Origin of the sequence: Sulfobacillus harzensis, assembly GCF_012933365.1 — a bacterium.
In the GTDB taxonomy this organism is placed as follows: domain Bacteria; phylum Bacillota; class Sulfobacillia; order Sulfobacillales; family Sulfobacillaceae; genus Sulfobacillus_B; species Sulfobacillus_B harzensis.
Genome location: NZ_JABBVZ010000009.1, coordinates 55,983 through 78,146, shown reverse-complemented (window position 1 = coordinate 78,146; position 22,164 = coordinate 55,983). Strand labels below are relative to the sequence as shown.

Annotated in this window: 22 protein-coding genes and 1 pseudogene; 12 read left to right on the top strand and 11 right to left on the bottom strand. The window is 59.3% G+C overall.

Annotated features, from left to right (window positions below):
* Positions 1-351: 351 nt before the first annotated feature.
* From HIJ39_RS04425 to HIJ39_RS04415, 3 genes are all read right to left on the bottom strand, one after another.
* Complete coding sequence (locus HIJ39_RS04425) at positions 352-963, bottom strand: cation efflux transmembrane domain-containing protein (protein WP_169097118.1); 612 nt, start codon at positions 961-963, stop codon at positions 352-354.
* Positions 964-1,248: 285 nt separating this feature from the next.
* Positions 1,249-2,085 (bottom strand): hypothetical protein, encoded by an 837-nt coding sequence (locus HIJ39_RS04420; protein WP_169097116.1) that lies wholly within the window; start codon positions 2,083-2,085, stop codon positions 1,249-1,251.
* A 177-nt stretch (positions 2,086-2,262) separates the two neighbouring features.
* Positions 2,263-2,652 (bottom strand): hypothetical protein, encoded by a 390-nt coding sequence (locus tag HIJ39_RS04415; protein WP_169097114.1) that lies wholly within the window; start codon positions 2,650-2,652, stop codon positions 2,263-2,265.
* Positions 2,653-3,023: 371 nt separating this feature from the next.
* On the opposite strand from HIJ39_RS04415, the gene HIJ39_RS04410 reads away from it, so the two are divergent.
* On the top strand, positions 3,024-3,725 hold the full coding sequence (locus HIJ39_RS04410) for an endonuclease/exonuclease/phosphatase family protein (protein ID WP_169097112.1): 702 nt from the start codon (positions 3,024-3,026) through the stop codon (positions 3,723-3,725).
* A gap of 204 nt (positions 3,726-3,929) precedes the next feature.
* Here the strand turns inward: HIJ39_RS04410 and HIJ39_RS04405 are convergent, their stop codons facing one another.
* A complete protein-coding gene (locus tag HIJ39_RS04405) occupies positions 3,930-4,847 on the bottom strand; it encodes an AraC family transcriptional regulator (RefSeq protein WP_169097110.1) in 918 nt (305 codons plus the stop codon).
* Between the two features lie 242 nt (positions 4,848-5,089).
* On the opposite strand from HIJ39_RS04405, the gene HIJ39_RS04400 reads away from it, so the two are divergent.
* From HIJ39_RS04400 to HIJ39_RS04380, 5 genes are all read left to right on the top strand, one after another.
* On the top strand, positions 5,090-5,941 hold the full coding sequence (locus HIJ39_RS04400) for an aldo/keto reductase (RefSeq protein WP_169097108.1): 852 nt from the start codon (positions 5,090-5,092) through the stop codon (positions 5,939-5,941).
* A 105-nt stretch (positions 5,942-6,046) separates the two neighbouring features.
* Entirely contained in the window at positions 6,047-7,210 is a 1,164-nt protein-coding gene (locus tag HIJ39_RS04395) for an MFS transporter (RefSeq protein ID WP_338055069.1), read from the top strand.
* 266 nt (positions 7,211-7,476) lie between these two features.
* On the top strand, positions 7,477-8,349 hold the full coding sequence (locus tag HIJ39_RS04390; protein WP_169097106.1) for a hypothetical protein: 873 nt from the start codon (positions 7,477-7,479) through the stop codon (positions 8,347-8,349).
* A 155-nt stretch (positions 8,350-8,504) separates the two neighbouring features.
* Entirely contained in the window at positions 8,505-8,921 is a 417-nt protein-coding gene (locus HIJ39_RS04385) for a hypothetical protein (RefSeq protein WP_169097104.1), read from the top strand.
* Between the two features lie 150 nt (positions 8,922-9,071).
* Positions 9,072-9,530: a hypothetical protein gene (locus tag HIJ39_RS04380; RefSeq protein WP_169097102.1), complete on the top strand. Its 459-nt coding sequence runs from the start codon at positions 9,072-9,074 to the stop codon at positions 9,528-9,530.
* A 173-nt stretch (positions 9,531-9,703) separates the two neighbouring features.
* Here HIJ39_RS04380 and HIJ39_RS04375 read toward each other — a convergent pair whose 3' ends face one another.
* The 3 genes from HIJ39_RS04375 to HIJ39_RS04365 form a co-directional block, all read right to left on the bottom strand.
* Entirely contained in the window at positions 9,704-10,636 is a 933-nt protein-coding gene (locus tag HIJ39_RS04375) for an IS3 family transposase (RefSeq protein WP_338055072.1), read from the bottom strand.
* Positions 10,637-10,647: 11 nt separating this feature from the next.
* Complete coding sequence (locus tag HIJ39_RS04370) at positions 10,648-10,962, bottom strand: transposase (RefSeq protein ID WP_169097098.1); 315 nt, start codon at positions 10,960-10,962, stop codon at positions 10,648-10,650.
* A 679-nt stretch (positions 10,963-11,641) separates the two neighbouring features.
* A complete protein-coding gene (locus HIJ39_RS04365) occupies positions 11,642-12,517 on the bottom strand; it encodes a DMT family transporter (protein WP_169097096.1) in 876 nt (291 codons plus the stop codon).
* A 189-nt stretch (positions 12,518-12,706) separates the two neighbouring features.
* Between HIJ39_RS04365 and HIJ39_RS04360 the strand changes: the two genes are divergently transcribed.
* Positions 12,707-13,420: a helix-turn-helix domain-containing protein gene (locus tag HIJ39_RS04360; RefSeq protein ID WP_207711468.1), complete on the top strand. Its 714-nt coding sequence runs from the start codon at positions 12,707-12,709 to the stop codon at positions 13,418-13,420.
* Between the two features lie 109 nt (positions 13,421-13,529).
* Positions 13,530-14,174: a LysE/ArgO family amino acid transporter gene (locus tag HIJ39_RS04355; protein WP_169097094.1), complete on the top strand. Its 645-nt coding sequence runs from the start codon at positions 13,530-13,532 to the stop codon at positions 14,172-14,174.
* Between the two features lie 415 nt (positions 14,175-14,589).
* Here the strand turns inward: HIJ39_RS04355 and ltrA are convergent, their stop codons facing one another.
* The 4 genes and pseudogenes from ltrA to tnpA (HIJ39_RS04335) form a co-directional block, all read right to left on the bottom strand.
* Positions 14,590-15,921 carry a group II intron reverse transcriptase/maturase gene (gene ltrA / locus HIJ39_RS04350; RefSeq protein ID WP_169097092.1) on the bottom strand — a complete coding sequence of 444 codons (1,332 nt, stop codon included), beginning with the start codon at positions 15,919-15,921 and terminating at the stop codon, positions 14,590-14,592.
* A 547-nt stretch (positions 15,922-16,468) separates the two neighbouring features.
* Positions 16,469-18,055 (bottom strand): annotated as a pseudogene (gene tnpC / locus HIJ39_RS04345) (IS66 family transposase).
* 62 nt (positions 18,056-18,117) lie between these two features.
* Positions 18,118-18,477, bottom strand: coding sequence for an IS66 family insertion sequence element accessory protein TnpB (gene tnpB, locus HIJ39_RS04340; protein ID WP_169097090.1), 360 nt, complete (start codon positions 18,475-18,477; stop codon positions 18,118-18,120).
* Positions 18,477-18,791: an IS66 family insertion sequence element accessory protein TnpA gene (tnpA, locus tag HIJ39_RS04335; protein WP_169097077.1), complete on the bottom strand. Its 315-nt coding sequence runs from the start codon at positions 18,789-18,791 to the stop codon at positions 18,477-18,479. The genes tnpB (HIJ39_RS04340) and tnpA (HIJ39_RS04335) overlap by 1 nt, the downstream gene beginning before the upstream one ends.
* 128 nt (positions 18,792-18,919) lie before the next feature.
* Between tnpA (HIJ39_RS04335) and HIJ39_RS04330 the strand changes: the two genes are divergently transcribed.
* The 4 genes from HIJ39_RS04330 to tnpC (HIJ39_RS04315) all read left to right on the top strand — a co-directional run bounded on the left by HIJ39_RS04330 (position 18,920) and on the right by tnpC (HIJ39_RS04315) (position 22,164).
* Complete coding sequence (locus HIJ39_RS04330; protein ID WP_169097075.1) at positions 18,920-19,849, top strand: RHS repeat protein; 930 nt, start codon at positions 18,920-18,922, stop codon at positions 19,847-19,849.
* Positions 19,842-20,156, top strand: a complete 315-nt coding sequence (gene tnpA, locus HIJ39_RS04325) for an IS66 family insertion sequence element accessory protein TnpA (RefSeq protein ID WP_169097073.1) — start codon at positions 19,842-19,844, stop codon at positions 20,154-20,156. Before HIJ39_RS04330 ends, tnpA (HIJ39_RS04325) begins: the two co-directional genes overlap by 8 nt.
* A complete protein-coding gene (gene tnpB / locus HIJ39_RS04320; protein WP_169097071.1) occupies positions 20,156-20,515 on the top strand; it encodes an IS66 family insertion sequence element accessory protein TnpB in 360 nt (119 codons plus the stop codon). The genes tnpA (HIJ39_RS04325) and tnpB (HIJ39_RS04320) overlap by 1 nt, the downstream gene beginning before the upstream one ends.
* A 62-nt stretch (positions 20,516-20,577) precedes the next feature.
* Positions 20,578-22,164: an IS66 family transposase gene (gene tnpC, locus HIJ39_RS04315; protein ID WP_169097069.1), complete on the top strand. Its 1,587-nt coding sequence runs from the start codon at positions 20,578-20,580 to the stop codon at positions 22,162-22,164.

The window sequence follows — 22,164 nt, the reverse complement described above, 5'->3', positions numbered from 1 at the left end:
ATTACGCAAAACGAACAGTGGATGGACGAGTTAATGGCGCTGGGTGCCAGCGCCACCCCGACCACGGTGATTGAATGAGACGACCAACGCGAGGTTATCGTCGGTTTTAACCAGGCGAAACTCACTGACCTATTGCTTCACGATGATTCTCAGCGCGAGTGACGCGGGAAACGTGGCCGCTCGGGACAGCTCGTGCATCCGGCGGCGAAACGGCGGCACTGTTATCAGACGGTGCCGCCGTTTATTTCCTTAACGTGGTTAATCACGGACGATTGGGGGAGAATAGCAGAAAGTGCCGCCGGGTGGTTTAGCGTACAGGACTTCGTGGGGTTCTTTTGACCATCGACGCGGTCATTCTTCGTGCGCTTCTTCCCAGGCCTCCCGCGCTTCCCGGACCACCCAATAGGCGATCAGTAAAGCGGCCAGGGGATCGACCCATGTCCAGTGAAAGGCCCAATTCGCGGCCAGACTCACCAAGGCCGTGGCCGCCATCCACGCACACACCACGCTTTCGGCGGCGTCGGCCTGCAAGGCCGCGCTGCCCAAGGTCTGCCCCAGCACCCGTTTGGATCGGGCCAGCCAGACCATCAGCGCGACAGAAACCGTCGCCAAGATCATTCCCAAGGGACTCGCGGTTTCGTGGAGATGGCCGAACAGCTCCCACGCCGCCGCCCCAACAAGGTACAGCGCCAATAGGCCCAAGAGGCCGGCGGCCCATCGGGCAGCGCGATGCTCGGCCGCCTCCACGGTTTCGGCATCGCCCCCGCGCACCTGGAGCGTCAACCGCTGAACTAAAATGCCGGCGGATAGCAGCTCAATCAGACTATCGGCACCGAACCCGGTTAACGCGACGGAGTGGGCTTGGACTCCCGCCCAGAGAGCGCCGGTGGCTTCAATGATTATCCAACCGATGGACACCCACTCCAACCGGAGCGCACGACGCGCCATCTGCAGGGCTTCCATTCCGATCCACTCCTCTCGTGGACGATGCTACGGGAGTCCGCCCGGACCATCCGTCCCCGCGCCGACCTACTCCTTGGGAACACCGCACCGCCGTTGGTATTCATGGCCAATTATACGGGACCGCGGTGGGTATCACCACACCATGCGGTCCATTCCGGAAGCATTTGCGGACCTTGCGATGCCTTCCGGATGGGTCGTCGTGGGAGGAAGGTTTCGGGACATTCGGGGGCAATAACGCATTAGCGGTCTGGCGCCGTGGAACAGCATCCGTAGAGCGCGAGGGGCCTAGTCTGCATTGACCGCGTATATCTCCAAATCCGAAATGGCCAGCAGCCTTCTGGCCCCTTCTTCATTAGTACCGATGAGCGTGAAGTCAAAGTCGATCTCGGTGGACAGGCACCAAGCCCGATCGTCGGGCCACCAGAAATTGGGTTCGGCCTTGTAGATGCCGCGGGCTAGGTCATATACGGCCCCAACGGGCCCGTGCGCCAGCCAATACGGGCGTCCGCCCGGGGCCCAGCCCGGAGGAGCCCATCGGGGCACGGTCTGAATCTGTTGCAACAACGCCTGCCGTTGTTGCTGGCGCTGCGGGTAGTCCGGGCGTGTGCGATCGTCCAAGATAGCGGGTAGGTTGGCATTGTTCCATCGACCACCGTCCCAGAAAGAAACCCACGTGGAATATGGCGTCGCGGTTAATGCAGCGAGGGCCGGTTCCAGCAAGTGGAACACTTCGGGAGACAAGCGGTAGGGTCTTTGATCAAAGGGGGCATCCGCCGGAATCATAGCGGCATCCGGCACGATGTCCGTGAAGAACGCGACATCTTCCAATGACTTCCCGCCCCACGCTGCAACCTCCTTCCACGACACACGACGTTCGATGACTTCGTACCATTTCATGCCCGGTTTGCTCAGTACGGTCTTCCAGGCGGGATGATTAATGCGAAAGTAATGGGTGTAGCCGAGCGGAATGACGCGGCCGGGCAATGCCATTTTCCCGGCGTCCCACCTTTTCCACCGTGCGGGGTCCTGCAGCCATTCGGTGGCGTGAAGATCTGCACTGGGAACCAGATTTGGAGGCCATCCAAACGGTCCGATATCGAAAATATCCGTTGGGGTAGTCAAGGGAACGCTCCTTTCCCACATACTTTTTGCACTGAGTTTACCATTGCTGGTTAGAGCCATTGCGAGTTCCAGACTGATAGACCTTAGAAGGATGATTACTACATGCTATTAATGACGCACGTTTGGGGGCGAAAACGCGCTGCGCTTCCAGACGATTTTTTGGGCCGAAAATCATCCTTAGAATCGGATATATACCCGGATGACGCTATCCTGCTCGGCAATGCCAAGTTCCTCTAGCACTTCTTCCAGCTCGTCTTCGTATCCTGTCGGCACCGCCACGTAGAATGGCACCATTCTTTTGGATTTCAGCATTCTTTGATGAGCAAATATATGGAGTTGCTCTTTGGTATGTTTGGCGGTTAGGTCTTCTCCGGTCTTGCACTCGCCAATGGCCTTGAGACCGGTATCGTCCTTCCCGATGATGTCCGGTTCATGGCCACCGATCGACGTCGGATCTGGGTGCGCGTCAATTCCTGCCGCATGCGTGATGGTGAATCCGTCTCCTTCTATCCGCCCCATCAGGGTTTGGACCATCAGTTGGTGGGCTATGCTCGGATTGTGTGGCAATTCTCTGCCTCCCTCGTTGGTGCGCGACTTTAATACCGCTCGGAAAGTTGCACGGGGATGGACGCTCGTGTGGTATACACTAGCGACTCAACGCGATCCTGAAGGATTCTTGGGACTATGTCAAATATTGCTAGTGCATTGCTCGGGTCCGCGAAAGGGACGGGGCGTTAAGGCGATTTTTCGGAGTCTTGGAGTCTTAAGGAATACGCCGTTAAACCTTGGCGCCGCTAATGATGAAGCCTCGGGGGCGTAAGTCTCGGAAGGAGTCGCCAACTGGTACACCGAACTTAGACAGGGAGACGTGATGGACTGAATATCCGGGAAGCACCACGTGGCAATTCGACAATGGATGGAAAAGAGATGGCTTAACTATGAAGGTTCTGACATGGAATATCATGCAAGGTGGCAGCCAGCAACGGCTCGCGAAGATTACCGACACTCTCGTCACCCATGATCCGGATGTTTTAGTTTTGACGGAATTCTGGGCAGGGCCGAAGGGAGACTTTATCAAGCAGCGCCTCCGGGAAGCGGGATGGCATGACCAGTACGGTTCGGGTGCTGCCCCCAAAGAGAATGGGCTGTTGATCGCCGCGAAGAGCAGCGTGTCGCCACACGTGACGTCCATCGTGCCCGCCGAAAAGCACCGGTGGATGGAGGTCGCCGTGCAAGGGTTACAGATTTTGGCTGTTCATATCCCCATGGGCCTGCCGAAACCCCTGTTTTGGGCCAAGGTGGTCGAAAGGGCCCAACAGCTTGTCACGGGGCCCGCGCTCATCATTGGAGATTTGAACACCGGATTGCCGGTTGACGCGGAGGGCACACCGTTTGAATGTGGGGACAGCTTCGAGCGTCTCCTGACAACGGGGTGGCACGATGCCTGGCGTCTCAAGAACGGTAGCCACCAAGAGTTCAGCTGGTACAGCAACGCGAAGAACAAGAAGGGATTTCGCCTGGACCATGCGTTGGTGTCGGACCCCGTTCGGGACCAGGTCAGCGCATGTTGGTATTCGCATGGTGAGCGGACCGCCAGATATTCGGATCATTCCCCGCTGGTCGTCCAACTGGATCTGTAGGACGGTCGCATTTGTCGATGGGAGGATGTCGTGTTGAGCGGCGCGAGCCCATGAAGTTGTTTTGTGAGTTCGCTAGTACCTCTTACGGGACACTCGGGGGCGTTACTGCATTAACGTTCCTGGCGGAATTGGGCCGTTTAGCGCCTTAAGAATAAGGCGGTCTCGTCGGAACACCGGTGCTACCATCCGCCATCGATACGTCGTTCATTCATTGAAGGTGGGGTCATAAGCGGCCCGTAGGCGCCGGATGTCGTGTCTTGGCGGCAAGCCAAACATGCGGGTATATTCCCGACTAAACTGCGAAGGGCTTTCATATCCCACCCGGAACGCGACGTCGGCGGCGTCCGTTGCTTCCGATACCAACAAACGCCGGGCTTCCTGCAGACGCAGGTTTTTTTGGAATTGGATCGGACTCATGGCGGTAACCGCTTTAAAGTGCCGATGCAGGGACGACACACTCATGTGCGCCATGTCGGCCAGGTCTTCGATCCGAAGAGCTTGCGCAAAGCGATGCAACAGGTAATCGATGACGTCGTTGATGCGGGAGGCCGCGCTGCCGGCGGTGGCGATTTGCGCCAGGGCCGCGCCATGCGATCCCTGCAGCACCCGATAGAGAATTTCTTGCGTGATCAGCGGGGCGAGGACGGGAATGTCCGCCGGCTGGTTGAGCAACCGCACCAGCCGGATGACGGCCTCGAACAACGATGGCTCCATGCGACTGACGAACATGGCGCGCTGCACCGGATCCTTCGGACCCATGTCGCGAGGGAAATTCCTTAACACCGATAACACCTGATCCGGCGTAAACTCCACCTTAAAACCTAAGTACGGTCGGTCAAGCGAGGCGCTGGTCACCTGGGCGATGACCGGCAAGTTTACCGAGGCCACGAGATAGTCGGCCGGCGTATAGGTAAAGCACTCCGGTCCCAGCCAGACTTGCTTCGCCCCTTGCAGCACGAGGCAAAATGACGGTTTGTACATCCCATAGCTGGGTTCGGCGCGCATGCCGTGACGCATGAAAAAGACGGCCGGCAGGGCGGTCGCATGCACCCCGTCTGTCTGGCAATGACGTGCTACTAAGGTGACGAGTTCCGCCGCCGGGTTCTCTGTTCTGTCGGGCATCAATCTCCCTCATTTCGTCTCGCGTGGTGAGTCCGATTATAGTCGATGATGGTCTCCCTATTAAATCGCGGTGAGAGAATTAGGCAATCATTTGGGACGAATGCGATAACGGTTGCGGCCCGATGAATTTCATAATGAATCGGTAGCGGCGGGCCTGTCCCGGTATAGGCGACCGCGTGGTGGAACAGATTACCAAGCAGGTGACCTGGCCACCACAAACCAGAACACGAGGAGGTTGTCGGATGGAAACGGTCCTGTTGAACAATGGGGTGGCGATGCCGATTCTCGGCTTTGGGGTGTACCAGATCGCCGACGCGGCGGTGTGCGAACAAAGCGTCCTGGATGCTCTGGCGGCAGGTTACCGACTGATCGACACGGCGGCATCATATCAAAACGAAGCGGCGGTCGGTCGCGCCATCCAACGGAGCAGCGTTCCCCGAGAAGACCTGTTTATCACGACGAAACTCTGGATTCAGGATGCGGGTTATGAGCGCACCCAGCGGGCCTTCGCGAAGTCCCTGGAGCGGCTCCAACTCGATTATGTGGATTTGTATCTCATTCATCAGCCCTTCGGCGATGTGTATGGATCGTGGCGGGCGATGGAGGAACTGTATCGGGACGGGCGGATCCGATCGATCGGAGTCAGTAACTTCTCCATGGATCGGCTGGTCGACTTGATCCTCCACAACGATGTGGTGCCCGCGGTCAACCAAATTGAGACGCACCCGTTCAATCAGCAAGTCGCCAGTGCCCAACTTATGACCGAGTATCACGTCCAGATGGAGTCGTGGGGGCCGTTTGCGGAAGGTCGCAACAACATCTTCCAGCATGACGTGTTGGTGTCCATTGCGGGGGCCCACAACAGATCGGTCGCGCAGGTCATTTTGCGATGGTTGGTCCAACGTGGGATCGTGGCCATTCCCAAGTCCGTGCACACCCAACGGATCCAGGACAATTACCAGATTTTCGACTTCGTCCTGAGTCCCGCAGAGATGGCGGAAATTGCCACGCTGGATACCCAGCAAAGCCTGTTTTTTTCGCACCAGGACCCGGAGATCGTGAAGGGTCTGAGCCGTCGTGTGCTGGATATTTGACGGCGATGTCCCGATGACGGGCGGGGCACCGGATATCCGCGGGGTCCACCGTGGCCGGGTTGGGGATGTGACCACCGCCCGTCTACCGAGGGGAGGCCCGCATCCGTGACCCCTAACGGGAAAATCTACATGCTCACGGGGATGAGCTTCTTGGTGGGCACGTCTCAATTTGCCATCGTGGGGATTTTGGCGACGGTGGCGGCATCGGTCGGCGTGTCGATTTCGGCCGCGGGACAACTGATCACGGTATTCGCGTTGTCAAACGCGATGGGAACACCGCTCGTCATTCTCGCCACCGCCAAGACTGATCGGCGCCAGCAACTGCTGCTGGCACTGACCATCATACTCGTCGGATGTGGCCTCATGGCCATTCCGGGTTTCGGATTTTTGCTGATGGCGTACGTCGTGTTAGGGATCGGTGCGGGCGTCTTTGTCGTGACGGCGTATGCCACCGCAGCGACGCTTGCACCCCCGGGACGGCAGGGACGCGCCATGTCCAACGTATCGCTGGGATTCAGCGCATCTCTCGTCTTTGGCGTGCCCATCGGCCGCGTGGTGGCTGCGGCCTACGATTGGCAGGTGATTTTTTGGGCCATCGGGTTGTTGACGTTGCTGAGTCTGTTCGCCGTCGCCCGAGTGATTCCCGCGATGTCCGTCGAAGGGCCGGTCCCGCTCGGGAAGCAACTCGCCCTATTAAAGAATCCTAACATCGCGCTGGCCCTGGCGGTGACCCTGTTCGTCTTTATTGCGTATTCGATGATGAACACGTATATTACGCCATTCCTAACCCATGTGGTGATGATTGGTAAAGGGCAGATCAGCGTCGTGCTCTTTGCCCTGGGGATGGCAAGCTTAATGGGCTCGAAGCTCGGGGGCGTGTTGTCGGATCGCATCGGCACGAGACGCACCTTGCTGAGTGACATGGTGATCCATGCCCTCGTGTTGGTCCTCTTGTCCATCATGGCCGGAACCAGGGTCGCCGCCATCCCGTTACTGATGCTCTGGGCGACGGCGGCTTGGACGTTTGGACCGACCCAGAACTTCAACCTGCTCTCGCTCGCGCCGGAGGTGTCCGGTATGGTATTGAGTCTCAATAGCTCCTTTGTGCAGCTCGGCTTTGCCATGGGTGCCGCCGTGGGAGGGATTGCGGTCGGGTCCTCGATCCGGGCCATTAGTTGGCTCGGGGCCGTGTCGGTCGCCGTCGCGTTCGGTATCGCGTGCATCGCGTTCAGTCGGGCCCGGACGTCACAGAGCAGAACGCCCCGTTAATTGTTAATTCGGATGGGGCTTGGCCATGAGACCACAATGCGGCTAAAATGGGCGGTTACGACCAACCTAAAGATGGAGAGCAGACCGAACGGCTCGGATCTGCTCTCGTCTCTGTTCAATCGGCAAGGTAGAGGCTCGTGTCTACGGCGCTAAAGGGGGCGAATCTGCTTGAAGAATGATATCACTCTTGCCCCCGTGTTGTTGTAACGTCGCCTCTCAAGCAGCGTTATACTCAGTGACTTGAACGGCTAGAGGAAGGTTGTCACTTGATGAAAAAGCGGGCATTACGCGGGATCCTGTTGGTGATGGGAGCCGTTATATTGGCCGGATGCGGAAGTGTTGCTACGGTTCCTGGGGGCCGTGCCGCGGGCCGCCACAACAATTCCCATAAAGTTGGCTCCCATTCGACAGCGTTGGCGGCGTCTACCCGCTCCGCCGGAAGCCCGGAGCACCGCAAGCCGGCATCCGGGCAGGTCGCTATTGCCGATGCGTTGGGGATCGCCGCCAGGACAACCACGGTTCCGTTGTGGGGGCCTCAGGCCCGTGCCATTCATGCGCCAGATCTTCGCGGACATCATGTGCTGAGCGCAGAAACGATGAGCACACGGAATCAGTATGCGGTCTCCTTCATCGCCACCGTTAAGCCTTATCCTGTCAATAGTCCCTTACTGAAGCTCCCGCCCAACACGGGTCTTGCCCAACTGGTCGGGGACTTTTCGGGGCAACGGTACCACTCAGTCGTTGCGGCCCAAGGAGCCCTGACGAACCTGCATCCGCCCGCATCAGCGCCGCATCGCATGGAAATCACGACGACGATCCAAGCGGACGAGTGGACACAGGCGGGCTTAGTCGTGTGGCATCAAGACGGCTGGCTCGTCGAAATGAATGGCTTGGCGGCATCGTCTGTTACCCAAGGTATCTATGAGCAGATCGCGCAGAAGATGGTTCACCGGTTGTCGCATACGGCGCTTCCGGCCAAACATGGCATCATTATAGTGGACGTTGCCGGTGATGGTGAGCATACCCTCGTGTCCTGGCGATTAGGGCGTCTGGTTTATCGGACGTTTTCCGAATTCCTGCCGAGTACCGCCATTGGGATGGCGGCATCGATGCGTCCGATACCTGCTTTACATCGCTAATGATCGAGTATCGGGGGCGAATCTTCCGATGAGGACCCGCATTGGACGGGTCTCGCGGCCCTTGGGGATTGCCAGAAAATGGACGGTGGTCGTCGAAGGAGCTGCCTACCCTCCCGACGAAGTCTTCAGCAGCGCAGTAGTTATGGGGGTCGCTGATGAAGTTCAGAGTGTATAGAGGGATACGATGGTGGTGGGCACTCCCGGTGTTTTTGAGCGCACCCCTGATCAGCCAGACTTTGACTAGCGCGTTCCCTCTCCAGATTTTCTTTAATGTGCTTTGGGACGTGGGGCTCGCGGTGGGAGTGCCGCGGCTGTGGGATTGGGGTCACCCACTGTATCTCGGAATCCACGAGGAGGGCTTAACCGTCGGTTCGGTGCCTTATTCGGTCGGCGACCTTGAATCCATCTACATCTCGAATCGTGCTATCATGCTCCGCCATAACAAGCGCCGATGGGTTCGACTTTATCTGGTTGCCACGAGGGCTGACCGTGATCGATTGCCCGAGTTGGTGGTGTGGGCTCAGAAGCAAGGCGTACCTGCGGCGATTCGCACGTTCGCCCGTAGGCAGTAATCGAGATGAATGCGGGCTCACCGGACGTCGACGCTTGGAGGGGGGAAATGAAGCCTCCTTCGGAGCCGGCTATGTCGACTCTGGACCCGAATACTGGGACGAGCCAGAGCGTCTTCACCGTAGAGAAACGATGGCCAAGAGAGGTGTTCCATGCAAGATGAACACGGTGCCGAGTCGTGGACGCGCCGATTGAAGCAGATCCGCGCCTGGATCTCGCCGAGCGGGGTCACGGTGCTTTTGGCTATCGGCGTGCTCTTTATGGGCCACGGGTCGCTCATGCACCGGTTGTCGACCCACGGGATTTTGTCCCTCTCGCTCGTGGCATTTGGCACGGTGCTCAGCGTTCCGCGACGCGCGATCATGAGACGGTACGGGCCTCGCGAGATAAATGACACTAAACGGGCCGAGATTCATCAACGTGCGTGGCTCTTGGGCAAGATTGGGGTGGGTTTTCTCGTGGCTGAGGCGCTTGTCTGGGGGCTGTGGCCCTGGTCGCGTCATTCATCCGTTTATGGTTTGGTCCTGTGGATGCTGGGGTTCATGGGCGTGTTTCTGGTGCTAGGCGGAGTCTGGATTACCGCGCGGCCACCCTCCGGTAGACGTGATTAATCCACCGCGGGAGTATCAGGGTTATGGGCTGCCACGCGGAAATGGTGTTCGTAGGGAGCACGAAGAGCGGGAGACATCGGGCCAGCTCCCTATAGCTGGACGATCCAGAGTCAACCACGTGCTGTCAACCGTTTTCGACCCAATGGGCTTATTTACCATCATCTTGGGAAACGTTAGCAATGCACCGCCCTGATGGTGGGGGCCGTGCCAGCCAGGACCCAGCGGTAGAAGACCGCCGGCGGCCAGTCGTCCAAACTCCCGTGCATGCGGCGCTCATTATAAAACGTAATCCACTGCGCGACCGCGTCATAGGCCTCGGCCAAGGTGCGGAACACCTGGTTACCCAGGCAATCGGCCTCCAGCACGCTATGCCACGACTCGATGTGCGCATTCTTATTGGGCGTGGCGTTGGGGATGCGCTCGTGGACCAGGTCCAACGCCGCGACGCCTTCCGCCCACGCATGCGCCACAAATTGCGGTCCGTTGTCAGTGCGGACCACCGGGGCTGTCCCGGGCGTCCAGTCTGCGCGTCGGGCAACGACGGCCGCTTGTAACGCCCGGAGGGCCTGCTGGGCGGTGCAGGTCCAGCCGATGTGATACCCGAGAATGGACCGGTCAAAGACGTCGATCACACTGCAGAGGTAGAAGAACCGGTCTTGTCCCGCAATGTACCCGTATTTCAGATCCAGTTCCCAGAGCTGATTCGGCCCCGTGATGGTGTGGTTCGCCGCCAATCGGCGGACCGGACGGTCCGCGGCGATGGGAAAGCGACGGCCTTGGAGCAAATCCGCCTCCGCCAATAGCCGGTAGACGCTCTTTTTGTTGATGACCAGGTGATGCTCCCGCCGCAACCAGGTCGTCAACTTGCGATATCCATAGCTCTGGCCGTCCGGGGTGGCGATGTACGTGCTGAGCCACTCGACGACCTGACCTTCCGGGACTTTCGTGCCCGTGTCGGTGAACCAATACCCGCGGCGGGGACGGCCCGCGCGTGACAGCGGCGGGTTGACGCAGGGCTGCTGGCGGTGCTGACGCCACGCATAATACGTGGACCGGGCCACTCCGGCCAGCCGACACACCAAGGTCGGCCGGTAGCCGACGGTTATCCATTTATGGGCTACTTCGCACCGCGTGGAGGGACCCGGTTCGCTTTTTTTACAAGGTCTTTCAAGATGGCGATTTCGAGATCTTTGTCGCCCAGCAACTCCTTCAAGTGCCGGTTCTCGGCCTCCAGTTGGGTGACCTCGGGCAGGGTGGTCATCCGCGGGTGCTTACTCGCCTCGCGAACCCACGCGCGCACCCGCTCCGGCGGCAAATGATGGCGGCGGGCCACCGCCGCGGCATTGCCGCAATCCAAGGTTTCTTGGATGCACTGCGCTTTCAATACGGGAGTCACGCGGGTCGGGGACGTTTTCTGTGGTTGTTCAGCCATGATGTCTGGCTCCTTCCCTAATTTCTCCCATCGACGTCGAATGGTTGGACGGCCCGCGTTTCCAGTTAGCTGGGAAATTTTTGCGCGGCGGCCGGGGAGGCCTATTTTCCCGTCCCTGGTACGTTCTGAGACAATCCGATTCCAAGATTTTCACTCCGCTTGGAATCTCATCCCAGAGGCCTGGTGGTTCGTCCCTAGCTTGATCCTAAGCGGCGAGCTCTACGCCTGTCCATGGTAATTTCGGGGCTTTAGAGACATCATGCGTCGTCTAAAACGGTTACCGTACCTTGTTCCACTGATATTTAGCATATTGTTCGCTTTGCTCGGCTTCGTGCCTCCTGGGAATGGGAACCGATGGTTTGACTGGCTATCGAGCCTTCTCTTCGTGCCCATGTTTTTTGTCATCCGACCGCGCAAGAAGTGAGTCGCGCTCTCCACTGCCACGCTTGCGGAATTATCGGGGGCGTATGCGCACCAAGCTTCGAAAGGCTTTTCCGAAGTTCGGGAGTGCAACGCCACAGCCATGCCTTCGTCGTTGAAGGACCGAGTCATCGCAGCACCGATGTCGGGCGGAGAGCCCATCACGGTGGCCGGTGAGGATGTGGTACGTAAACGGCCGGGCGTCAGCGACACACAGCGGATCTATCCAATGAGTCGGAAGGAGTTCTCCGATGTTGCGTCATCGCCGTGTGGGCCCTGTGATGTTGCCCGATAACCACAACCCTGTCATCACAAAGATCGTCGCGACGAGATCCCCCGTCGTGATGCGCTCGTGTAAGAATACGGCCGCTAACCCATACCCAAAGACCGGGGTCAGAAACAGCCAGTTGTTCGCTCGCATCACGTCTTGTCTCAACAGGAAGAACCATAACAGCATGGTTCCGATCGAAATCACCAACACCAGCCACGCCAACGACCCGATTAACGCTGGGCCCACGGTGAGAGGGCCCGCGTGGCGTTCCATCAGGTAGGTGATGGGGACTAACAGGATCCCGCCGATGCTGATTTGCCACGTGTGGATGGCGATGGAGGGCAACTCCCAACGCACCGTGGTAAAGTAGACGCTGCCCATCGCCATCGACAGCATGCCCACGACTAACACGGCGATGCCGGGCAAGGTGGCGGAGCCATGGGCCACGGCGGGGCCGGTCGCGACGAGCAATCCGGTCCCTGCCACGAGCATGCCGATCCACTCACGGCGCACGATCGGCCGTTTGAGAACGAGGGACGCCAAGATGGCGACGACAAACGGGTTGATGGTGACAAATAAATTGAATAAGCCGGCCGACACCGCATGGAGTGCCCAGAATGTGGCTCCTAAGTACACCGTGGTGTTCAGAAGACCTAATAACCCTAACTGTCCCCACTCGCGGCGTCGGGGCCATCGGGATTGCCGACGAATAACGTAGACATAGAGAAATAATAAGCCACCGGCGATCAAAAACCGCATCGTGGCCAACCAGAGCGGCGGGGCGGCCTGGAGCCCGAATTTTGTGGCGATCGCGGCGGAGGACCATAACACGGTAAAGAATAATCCCAGACTCGTGGCCATCATCGCTATACTATACGCTCCTTGGACCCGGACTCGACAGGGGGCCGGGTGTGGTGGTTCGCTTGCGCCCCGTCGGCACTTATGATACGTGTAGACACGGTGACGTGTTTTCCTCAAATCCGGGTCTTTTTGCCCAAAATCAGTCAACCGTACGGCGGCGAGGCATCCGCACGGGAAGGAGGCGGTGATCCGGTGACCCAGCTCAACGACATCATGGTGACACAACGGACGTACGCGCGGAGACCGGACACGCATACCCATGGGTATGCCCAGCTGGTGATGCCGCTTCAGGGGGCATTGTGGATCAGGACCGAATCCCACAGTATCGAGCTGGATGACCGCACCCTCTTGTTTATTCCACCCCGGTGCGAGCACCGCTTTTATGCCCATGTCCCCAATCAGTGTCTCGTGGTCGACATCCCGGCCAAGAAAATCCCCCATGCGGCGGGAGGATTCACCCACAGCTTTGATCGCCCCATCGATGCGACCTGGCAGGGCATTCGCACCCTCCTCCTGCGGGAGCGGAATGCGGCGGCCGCGAGATTGCTGTATCCGTATCTGGCGCATGTGTTGTTTCGCGATCAGCAGTCCGCCTCGATTCGGTACATCCATGACCATTACGATCACCCGATCACGGTGGACACCTTGGCCGCGCTGGAGCACTATGAGACGTCGTCCTATACCGCCTGGTTTAAGCGCTACACGGGCATGACCCCGCGCGCTTATATTCAACACGTCCGTCTGGATAAGGCCAAAGAATTGCTGGGGACGACCGATTTCTCCATCCAGGATATTGCCCTGCAGGTGGGATTTGCGCATCAATCGGCCTTAACGCGACTGTTTCGCCACTACGAACAGGAGACGCCCAGCCAGTATCGGTCGGCCACGCGGCGTCGATCGGAGTGATAATACCCGGAGCCTGCGGGTTGCGACCGACCCGATTCCGCTCGAACAGACGGGATAGCCCAGAACGATCAGGACGGGGCGACATGGACCCGCTAGGAGGCGTTTTGCGATGGACTTGGCATGGCTTCATGGGTTTTTGTTAGCGTTAGCGTTGATTCTTCCGCTGGGTCCGCAGAATACGTTTGTGATGAGCCAAGGTACGACCCACCGCCAGTATCGGCGCACGGTGCCCGTGGTGGTGACGGCGGCCCTCTCGGACACAATTCTCATTGGGGTGGCGGTGCTCGGTGTGAGTGCGGTGCTCGTGGTGGCCCCCATGCTGAAAGAGATCCTGACGCTGTTAGGGATTGTTTTCCTGGTCTGGATGGGGTGGCAATCGTGGCGGACCCCCGTTCATCCGGGGACATCCGACGGCGCCGCCAGTGTGTATTGGACGCTCCGGCGCCAGATCATGCACACGCTACGGGCGTCCCTGCTGAATCCGCACGCCATTATGGATACGGTGGTGGTGATTGGCGGCGGCGCGGCGCTCTACACCACACCGGGTGAGAAGCTGGCCTATGCCCTGGCCGCCGTGCTGGTCTCGTGGGTGTGGTTCTTTGCCCTATCGCTAGCGGGCCGGGCGTTGGCGCAATTGCGCCATCAAGCGCGCACGTTGCAGTGGATCAACCGGATTTCCGCCGGGATTATGTGGACGATCGCCGGTCGGTATCTGATCCAACTAGGCACCGCGCTGTGGAATGTCCAAACCTGATGGGGCCCGAGACCTCCTATCAAACCCTAGTTGTACCAGGAAAGTCTTCATGATAGGAATCGCGGACTATTGGGGGCGTAAGCGCAGCAAGGAATGCGTCGTATTTGGCCCTGTTAGTTCATTATTTGTTAGTAAAAGTAGTCGACCGTCGAAAATCTTCCCGAGGATACGTACTTGCTCGCCGACGTCTCCCGGCGCGCCCGAAAACCCCAAATGCGGGACGCACACAACGACGGCCCCTTCGCTGGTCTTAGAAACCTTTACCCGAGCAGCGACGTTGTGACGATATATTAGGCAAGAGTTATGACATGCGACGGGAATGCTCTAGAGAGTAGGTAGAACGCGGCCTTGAGGCTTGGCCGTCATGGCGAGTGTCTCTTGGGCCGCGAACCCCCTCAGAACCGGACGTGCGCAATTAACGCATCCGGCTCCCCAAAACACTCACCCTCAAGTTTCCTGTTCGTTGCGTCACCCGCGGCGATGGGAGGTGGAACCACGGTTTCACGGCCCAATCTGTCCATGCTCGGGGGCTGCGCTGACTTCGTCGACGAAGCGATTGCCACCACGCACGATGGATTGCCTGGCGGACCCGCGTCAGCACCGGTATCGCAGTGCCATACCCAAAGTACTGGTAGAACCCGCGTAGTCGTTGGGTCAATTCCTGCTGTTGCAGCCCGGGTGGCGCATGGCGATTGGCCTGCATCCACTGTTTCGTGGCGACGTAGAATTTCCGGACGCTCTTCGGTGTCGGGATTCGGACGAGCCGAAAATTTCCCTTCCGTGATGTTCCCATCACGTGCCGGAACCCCAGAAAGTCAAACGTCTCCCGTGTGCGCGGCTGGGATTTCGTGAGAGCCCAGACGCGCCGTCCAAATGGAAGTAGGCGCGTCTTCTCCTCGGCCACCTTCAGAGAGAATTTCGCCAAACGTTGCGGCAGGGCCCTTGCAAACCATTGCGCATCGCGCGCGTCCTCGAAGAGCACCACAAAATCATCGGCAAACCGGACCAAGTGGGCTTCGCCGTGGCATCGGGGTTGAACAACCCGAGCGAACCAGAGGTCGAGCACATAATGCAGGTAGATATTCGCCAGAATTGGCGAGGCCGGGCCACCCTGCGGTGCTCCCTCCGCGGGACGCGTACGCGTCCCTTGGTCGTCGATGGGGGCCCGCAACCACTTGCCGATGAGGCGCAGAATCCATGGGTCGCCGATGCGCAGGCTCAGCATACGCTCGAGCCATTGATGGTCGAGGTGGTCGAAGAATCCCCGAATGTCCGCTTCAAACACCCAACGAATCGGGTGGCTAAATACGAGGGACTCGATGGCACCTAACGCATCGTGAGCACTCCGCTCCGGACGGAATCCATAGGAGGACTCAAGGAAATCCGGCTCGTAAATGGCGCTCAGGATGCGGGCGACCGCCGCTTGCATGAGCCGGTCAGCCACCGTCGGAATGCCGAGCGGACGCATTTTAGCCGGTTGCCCCGGTTTCGGAATATACACTCGTCGAACTGGGGGCGCCTGATAGGCATGGCGGCGTGACCGGTCGACAAGGTCCCGAATGGCGGACTCGCGCTGGCTGTCGAAGTCCTGCATCGTCTGGCGGTCAATCCCGGCGGAGCCCCGCCGGTTCAACCTCAACCATGTGTCGAGTAAGAACTCTTCGTTCAGGTGATGAGCGAGTGCCGTGAACCGACACGTCGGGTCGGCGCTCGCTTTGCGGGTGATGCGGGTCAAGTCTGGTAACATTTCATATCCTCCTCTGTGTGTGAGGGAAATGGTGCGATGACTCGCCGTGTCTTGTGCTCGCGCTTCCCCATGTACGTGGCTTTCCCACGCGCGGAGTACTATCACGAGCTCTGACTCCTCGACCCCCATCCGCTGTCCTTCGGCACCGCCTATCGGGTGCAGCGTACGCGCTTTGCGCGAAGGGCCGAGGTCTCCCCAGTTTGGTACCGTGTCGCTTTCCGCCATGCCGTGCTCTCCGACTCCGCCGTGGTCTCCCGAACCCTTGCCGGTGTCGGGTTCGTACTGTTGCCTTCCCGGTTGCTTAAAACGGTCGGCCCACGGATTTAGTTTGTCACGAAGCTCAATCACTTCACCCCGTAGGGTTACGGCCTGGACGTCGCGCTGTGTACGCTTGATGACGATCCTCACGAATCCTCACCCAACACTCGCTTCCTCGTGAGTGGCTAGCTCTTGCGAGGACCGGAATTGCACCGGCTCGACACGACCCACTTATCTGGGCGCACTAAGCGTCAAATAATCCCCACCTTTCGGTGGGGACCAGCGGATATCATTGACCCTGGCGAGTCGGCATTGGCGACTTGAGATGTTCCGGGAGTTGGCTCGACCACGGCAACAGGGCCTCCCATGTTGCGGAGTCCTTGAGATCGCGATTGGGCAGTTCTTCAAACACATACTGTAAATAGGCTTGGGGATTCAACCCGTTTTCTTTCGCCGTTTCGATGATACTATAGACGAGCGCACTGGCCTTCGCTCCCCGCGGCGTATTACTGAAGAGCCAATTATTTCGCCCGATGACAAACGGCTTGATGGCGCGTTCGCTTCGATTGTTGTCAATCTCCAGTCGGCCATCCAATAAGTATCCTTCCAACTGAGCCCACTGATTGAGACAATAGGTCACGGCCTTGCCCACCGCGCTTTGGGGCAGGACTTGCGGCAGCTCAGACTGCAGCCAGGTGTGAAACTCGGATAAAATGGGCGCACTCCGCGCGCGACGCGCGCGCCAGCGTTCCTCCGGGCTACTCTCACGGAGGTCCTGCTCCACGGCATACAGGCGATGACAGAAGTCGAGGCCCGTACGGGCTACACTGGGGCCGGCCCGTTGCCCCGCGGGCAACGCCTTTAAGGCCTCATCAAATTTCCTACGGGCATGCGCGAAACACCCGATCAGCGTGACCTGCTCTACGTCATGGTAGCCGGCATAGCCATCGACCTGGAGATACCCCTCAAATCCGGCCAGAAAGGTCTTCGGATGAGATCCCGCCCGCGTCTTTTGGTAGTCATACAACACAATCGCGGGTCCCTCGCGTCCGGTTCGATACAGCCACATATAGGATTTCGCATCAGGGGCCCGGCCGTCTTCGTGGAGCACTTGCACGGTCGTTTCATCCGCTTGCAAAATGTCCTGCAGCAACAGGTGCCGGCGGAGCTCTTGGTAAAGCGGGTGGAGCCATTCATGGGCGGCATACACCACCCAATTGGCCATCGTTTGGCGCGAAATCGGCACCCGCAACCGCGCCCATTCTTGCTCCTGGCGATAGAGGGGCAACCCCAACGTGTATTTCTGGTGGAGGATGTGCCCCAGCACCGAGGGTGAAGCAAAGCTGCCCGGGTAGACCGATCGCGGCATCGGCGCGGTCACCACCGGGGTCGTGAGCGCGTCGCGCTCACAGGTTCGACAGGCATAGACATATTGCACATGCTCCCGGACGGTCACCTGGGCCGGAATGATATGCAGTTCCCGCCGCACCTCCGTGCTCATTTCATGGAGCGCCTGGGCACAACTGGGGCAGACTTGCTCCTCCGGCGGCAGCCGATATTCGATCCGCTCGACGGGCAGGTGATCCTACGCGGCATCCCGCTGGCCGGGCATCTTCTTGTGGCGTTGATAGGTCACGGTCTCGACGGGCCCGGCATCCAGGGCGGACACGGCCGCGGCTTCGGCTTCATTGAACAGCCGCAATTGCGCGGCATCCGACCGTTCAGACGAGGCGCCGAATCGGCGGTGCTGACTTAACCGGATCTGTTCTTCGAGCTGGTGAATATAGGTGCGCAAGTGGGCGACTTCGTGCTCGAGTTGGTCACACCGACACGAGGGATGATGGGATTCATGCGCGCTGTGCGACCGCGTTGTCATAGGATAGAACTTCGCCACCGATCCCCGAAAGTCCTGCCATTATGCGGTTTTTCAGCACTTTTCTAGACCACGTGATGCGCCCGGACGGGCGCATGGGCCTGGCGCTGGTCGAGGGCGAGTCCGTCGAGTAGCCAGCGGAGTTGACGGGGCGAAATGGCCAGGGTCGCCTGAGCCCGTGGCGCTTGTGGCCAGCGGAACTGGCCCCGTTCCAAGCGGCGATAGTAAAGCCAGAAACCATTATGGTCCCACTGCAGAATCTTGAGTTTATTGCGCTGGCGATTGCAGAAGACGAACAGGGCCGGGGCAAATGGATTCAGTCGAAAACTGACCTGCACCAACGCCGCGAGCCCGTCGATCGATTTTCGCATGTCCGTAGCGCCGCACGCCAGGTATACGCGCCTCGTTGAGCTATCCCAGTCCATCAGGCCAACGCGCGGACCACCGCCCGCAGCAGGTCCGGATCGAAGCCGGGCCGCACGTCGATCACGGTGGAACCGACCCGCACGACCAAGGTCGCCCCGACATTCCGCTCGGGTACGATCGGAACAGAGAGCCAAGCGGCGGTCTCCGACGCGGTCGCGTCGGTCGCCGGGAACTTACGCAGCCAGTAGTGCAAGTGCCGAACTTTGTACCCATTTTGGCGACACCATTGAGCTTGCCCCAGACCACTGGCCCGGAACGCGGCGACCAACCCCACCCACAGCTGGCGCAGCTCTTCGCGTTCTTTCTGACTCATGCTGAAAAACCCCTTTCGTGGACTCTAGGGGCATTATGGGAGTCAATAAGGGCAGCGAGAAGGTGGGGACAGTTTGACGCATACGTTACCAATACACCGATGCGGGCTGGCCCTATTCCGTCACGGCCGTGACCAATGCGGAGGGCGGGACCACCACCTACAGCTATGACACGCACGGCAACCTGACAAGCGTGCTCGACGCGAATGGGAAGACGACCAGCTATACCTATAACAGCAATGGAACGCTGGCGTCGGTCACCGATCCGAACGGCAACACCACCAGCTATCAATATGACAGCAACGGGAACCTCACGAAAATCGTCTACCCGGCGCCATTAGGCCCGGTGTCGTATACCTATGACACTCTCGGCCGCGTGACCAGCATGACCGATGGGAAGGGGCAGACGACCACCTACAGCTATAATGCCCGGGACCAGGTCACGCAGATCACGTATGCCGATGGCACGAGCGTTACCTACACCTACGATGCCGATGGGAACCTGACCGCCCAAACCGACAGCAGCGGCACCACCACGTATACCTATAATGTCTTGGGTCAACAAACCGGGGAGACGCTGCCGAACGGCCAAACCGTCAGCGACACCTATGATGGCGATGGCAATCTTCTCACCAAGACGGACAGCGGTGGGACGGTAACCTATGGCTACAACAGCGCGAATCAGCTGACCAGCGTCACGGATCCCAGTGGCGCCCAAACGACCTTCGCGTACGACACCAATGGCGACCAAACACAGGTGGCCTATCCTAACGGCGTGACCGAAAACGCGACCTATAACGGCGCGGGCCAGGTGACGCAAATTCAAGCGACCAACAGCGCGGGCACGGTGCTGACGTCCTTTGGGTATAACTACACGGATCCCACGACCGGCATCGCAACCGACCAGCTTTACAGCGTGATTAATGGGGCTGGCGATACCACCGCGTATCAGTACGACGCGCTCAACCGTATGCGTCAAACTGTTCCCACCTTCGCGCGGCCCTTACGGACGGCCATAATGCCCCTAGAGTTCACGAAAGGGGTTTTTCCGCATGAGTGAGAAAGAACGCAAGGAACTGCGGCAGCTGTGGGCGGGCTTGGTAGCGGAGTTCCGGGGCAGTGGCCTGGGGCAGGCCCAATGGTGTCGCCAAAACGGATACAAAGTGCGGAACTTGCACTACTGGCTGCGTAAGTTTCCCGCAACCGACGCGACCGCGTCGGAGACGACGGCATGGCTCCCCGTACCCGTGGCACCGGATCGGGAGGCGACGTCATCCCTTGTGGTGCGGGTGGGTTCCGCCGTCATCGATGTGCCTCCGGGGTTCGATCCGGACCTGCTGCGGGCGGTGGTCCGCACGTTGGCCTGATGGACTGGGACAGCTCAGCTCGGCGCGTCTACTTGGCGTGCGGCGCGACGGACATGCGAAAATCGATCGACGGACTCGCGGCGTTGGTGCAGGTCAGTTTTCGCTTGGATCCCTTCGCCCCGGCCCTGTTCGTCTTCTGCAATCGGCAGCGCAATAAACTCAAGATTCTCCAATGGGACCATAATGGTTTCTGGCTTACGTATCGCCGTTTGGAACGGGGCCAGTTTCGATGGCCTCAAGCGCCACGGGATCAGGCGACCCTGGTTATTTCTCCCCGTCAGCTCCGCTGGCTACTCGACGGATTGACGCTAGACCAGCGCCACGCCCATGCGCCCGTCCGGGCGCATCGGGTGGTCTAGAAAATCGCTGAAAAACCGCATCATAGCAGGACTTTTGGGGATCGGCGGCGAACTTATATCCTATGACGAATCGGACCCAAACCGCCCACGAATCCCATCATCCCGCCTGTCGGTGCGACCAACTGGAGCATGAAGTCGCTCAATTGCGCACCTATGTGCAGCAGCTCGAAGAACAGATTCGGCTCAGTCAGCACCGCCGCTTCGGCGCCTCGTCCGAACGAGCGGATGCCGAGCAATTACGCCTCTTTAATGAAGCGGAGGTCGCGGCCGTGTCCGCCCTGGATGCCGGGCCCGTCGACACTGAGACCCATCCACGCCCCAAAAAGAGGCCCGGCCAGCGGGAGGCCGCGTGGGACCACCTGCCTGTCGAGCGGATCGAATATCGGCTGCCGCCGGAGGAGCAAGTCTGCCCCACCTGTGCCCAGGCGCTCCATGAAATGAGCACGGAAGTGCGTCGGGAACTGCATATCGTTCCGGCCCAGGTCACCGTCCGAGAGCATGTGCAATATGTCTATGCCTGTCGAAGCTGTGAGCGCGACGCGCTCACGACCCCGGTAGTGACCGCACCGATGCCACGGTCGGTCCACCCAGGTAGCTTTGCCTCCCCCTCGGTGCTGGGGCACATCCTCCATCAGAAATACACCTTGGGATTGCCCCTCTATCGCCAGGAGCAAGAATGGCGACGGTTGGGGGTCCCGATTTCCCGCCAAACGATGGCCAATTGGGTCGTGTATGCGGCCCATGAATGGCTCCACCCGCTCTACCACGAGCTCCGCCGGCACCTGTTGCTCCAGGACATTCTGCAAGCGGATGAAACGACCGTGCAAGTCCTCCACGAAGACGGCCGGGCCCCGGAGGCGAAATCCTACATGTGGCTGTATCGGACCGGCCGCGAGGGACCCGCGATTGTATTGTATGACTATCAAAAGACCCGGGCGGGATCCCATCCCAAGGCCTTTCTGGCTGGATTTGAGGGGTATCTCCAGGTCGATGGCTATGCCGGGTATCATGACGTGGAGAAGGTCACGCTCATCGGGTGTTTCGCGCATGCGCGAAGGAAATTTGATGAGGCGTTAAAGGCGTTGCCCGCCGGGCAACGGGCCGGCCCCAGTACGGCCCGCACGGGCCTCGACTTCTGTAATCGCTTATATGCCGTCGAGCATGATCTCCGGGAAAGCAGCCCGGAGGATCGCTTTCGCGCGCGTCGCGCGCGGAGTGCGCCCATTTTATCCGCGTTTCACACCTGGCTACAGTCTGAGCAGCCGCAAGTTCTGCCCCAAAGCGCGGTGGGCAAGGCCGTCACCTATTGTCTCAATCAATGGGCTCAGTTGGCGGGATACTTATTGGATGGCCGGCTGGAGATTGACAACAATCGCAGCGAGCGCGCCATCAAGCCATTTGTCATCGGACGGAGTAATTGGCTCTTCAGCAATACGCCGCGGGGCGCGAAGGCGAGTGCGCTCGTCTACAGTATCATCGAAACGGCGAAAGAAAACGGGCTGAATCCCCAAGCCTACCTCCAGTATCTGTTTGAAGAACTGCCCAATCGCGACCTCAAGGATGCCGCGACATGGACGGCGCTGTTGCCGTGGTCGAGCCAACTCCCGGAAGATCTTAAATCGCCAGCGCCCACTCGCCAGAGTAAGTAA

What these genes read in the sequence shown, in the direction of transcription:
- HIJ39_RS04425 (WP_169097118.1), bottom strand. Translation starts at nt 963, where the DNA reads ATGGAAGCCCTGCAGATGGCGCGTCGTGCGCTCCGGTTGGAGTGGGTG.
- HIJ39_RS04410 (WP_169097112.1), top strand. Translation starts at nt 3,024, where the DNA reads ATGAAGGTTCTGACATGGAATATCATGCAAGGTGGCAGCCAGCAACGG.
- HIJ39_RS04405 (WP_169097110.1), bottom strand. Translation starts at nt 4,847, where the DNA reads ATGCCCGACAGAACAGAGAACCCGGCGGCGGAACTCGTCACCTTAGTA.
- HIJ39_RS04400 (WP_169097108.1), top strand. Translation starts at nt 5,090, where the DNA reads ATGGAAACGGTCCTGTTGAACAATGGGGTGGCGATGCCGATTCTCGGC.
- HIJ39_RS04385 (WP_169097104.1), top strand. Translation starts at nt 8,505, where the DNA reads ATGAAGTTCAGAGTGTATAGAGGGATACGATGGTGGTGGGCACTCCCG.
- HIJ39_RS04380 (WP_169097102.1), top strand. Translation starts at nt 9,072, where the DNA reads ATGCAAGATGAACACGGTGCCGAGTCGTGGACGCGCCGATTGAAGCAG.
- HIJ39_RS04370 (WP_169097098.1), bottom strand. Translation starts at nt 10,962, where the DNA reads ATGGCTGAACAACCACAGAAAACGTCCCCGACCCGCGTGACTCCCGTA.
- HIJ39_RS04365 (WP_169097096.1), bottom strand. Translation starts at nt 12,517, where the DNA reads ATGATGGCCACGAGTCTGGGATTATTCTTTACCGTGTTATGGTCCTCC.
- HIJ39_RS04355 (WP_169097094.1), top strand. Translation starts at nt 13,530, where the DNA reads ATGGACTTGGCATGGCTTCATGGGTTTTTGTTAGCGTTAGCGTTGATT.
- ltrA (WP_169097092.1), bottom strand. Translation starts at nt 15,921, where the DNA reads ATGTTACCAGACTTGACCCGCATCACCCGCAAAGCGAGCGCCGACCCG.
- tnpB (WP_169097090.1), bottom strand. Translation starts at nt 18,477, where the DNA reads ATGGACTGGGATAGCTCAACGAGGCGCGTATACCTGGCGTGCGGCGCT.
- tnpA (WP_169097077.1), bottom strand. Translation starts at nt 18,791, where the DNA reads ATGAGTCAGAAAGAACGCGAAGAGCTGCGCCAGCTGTGGGTGGGGTTG.
- tnpA (WP_169097073.1), top strand. Translation starts at nt 19,842, where the DNA reads ATGAGTGAGAAAGAACGCAAGGAACTGCGGCAGCTGTGGGCGGGCTTG.
- tnpB (WP_169097071.1), top strand. Translation starts at nt 20,156, where the DNA reads ATGGACTGGGACAGCTCAGCTCGGCGCGTCTACTTGGCGTGCGGCGCG.
- tnpC (WP_169097069.1), top strand. Translation starts at nt 20,578, where the DNA reads ATGACGAATCGGACCCAAACCGCCCACGAATCCCATCATCCCGCCTGT.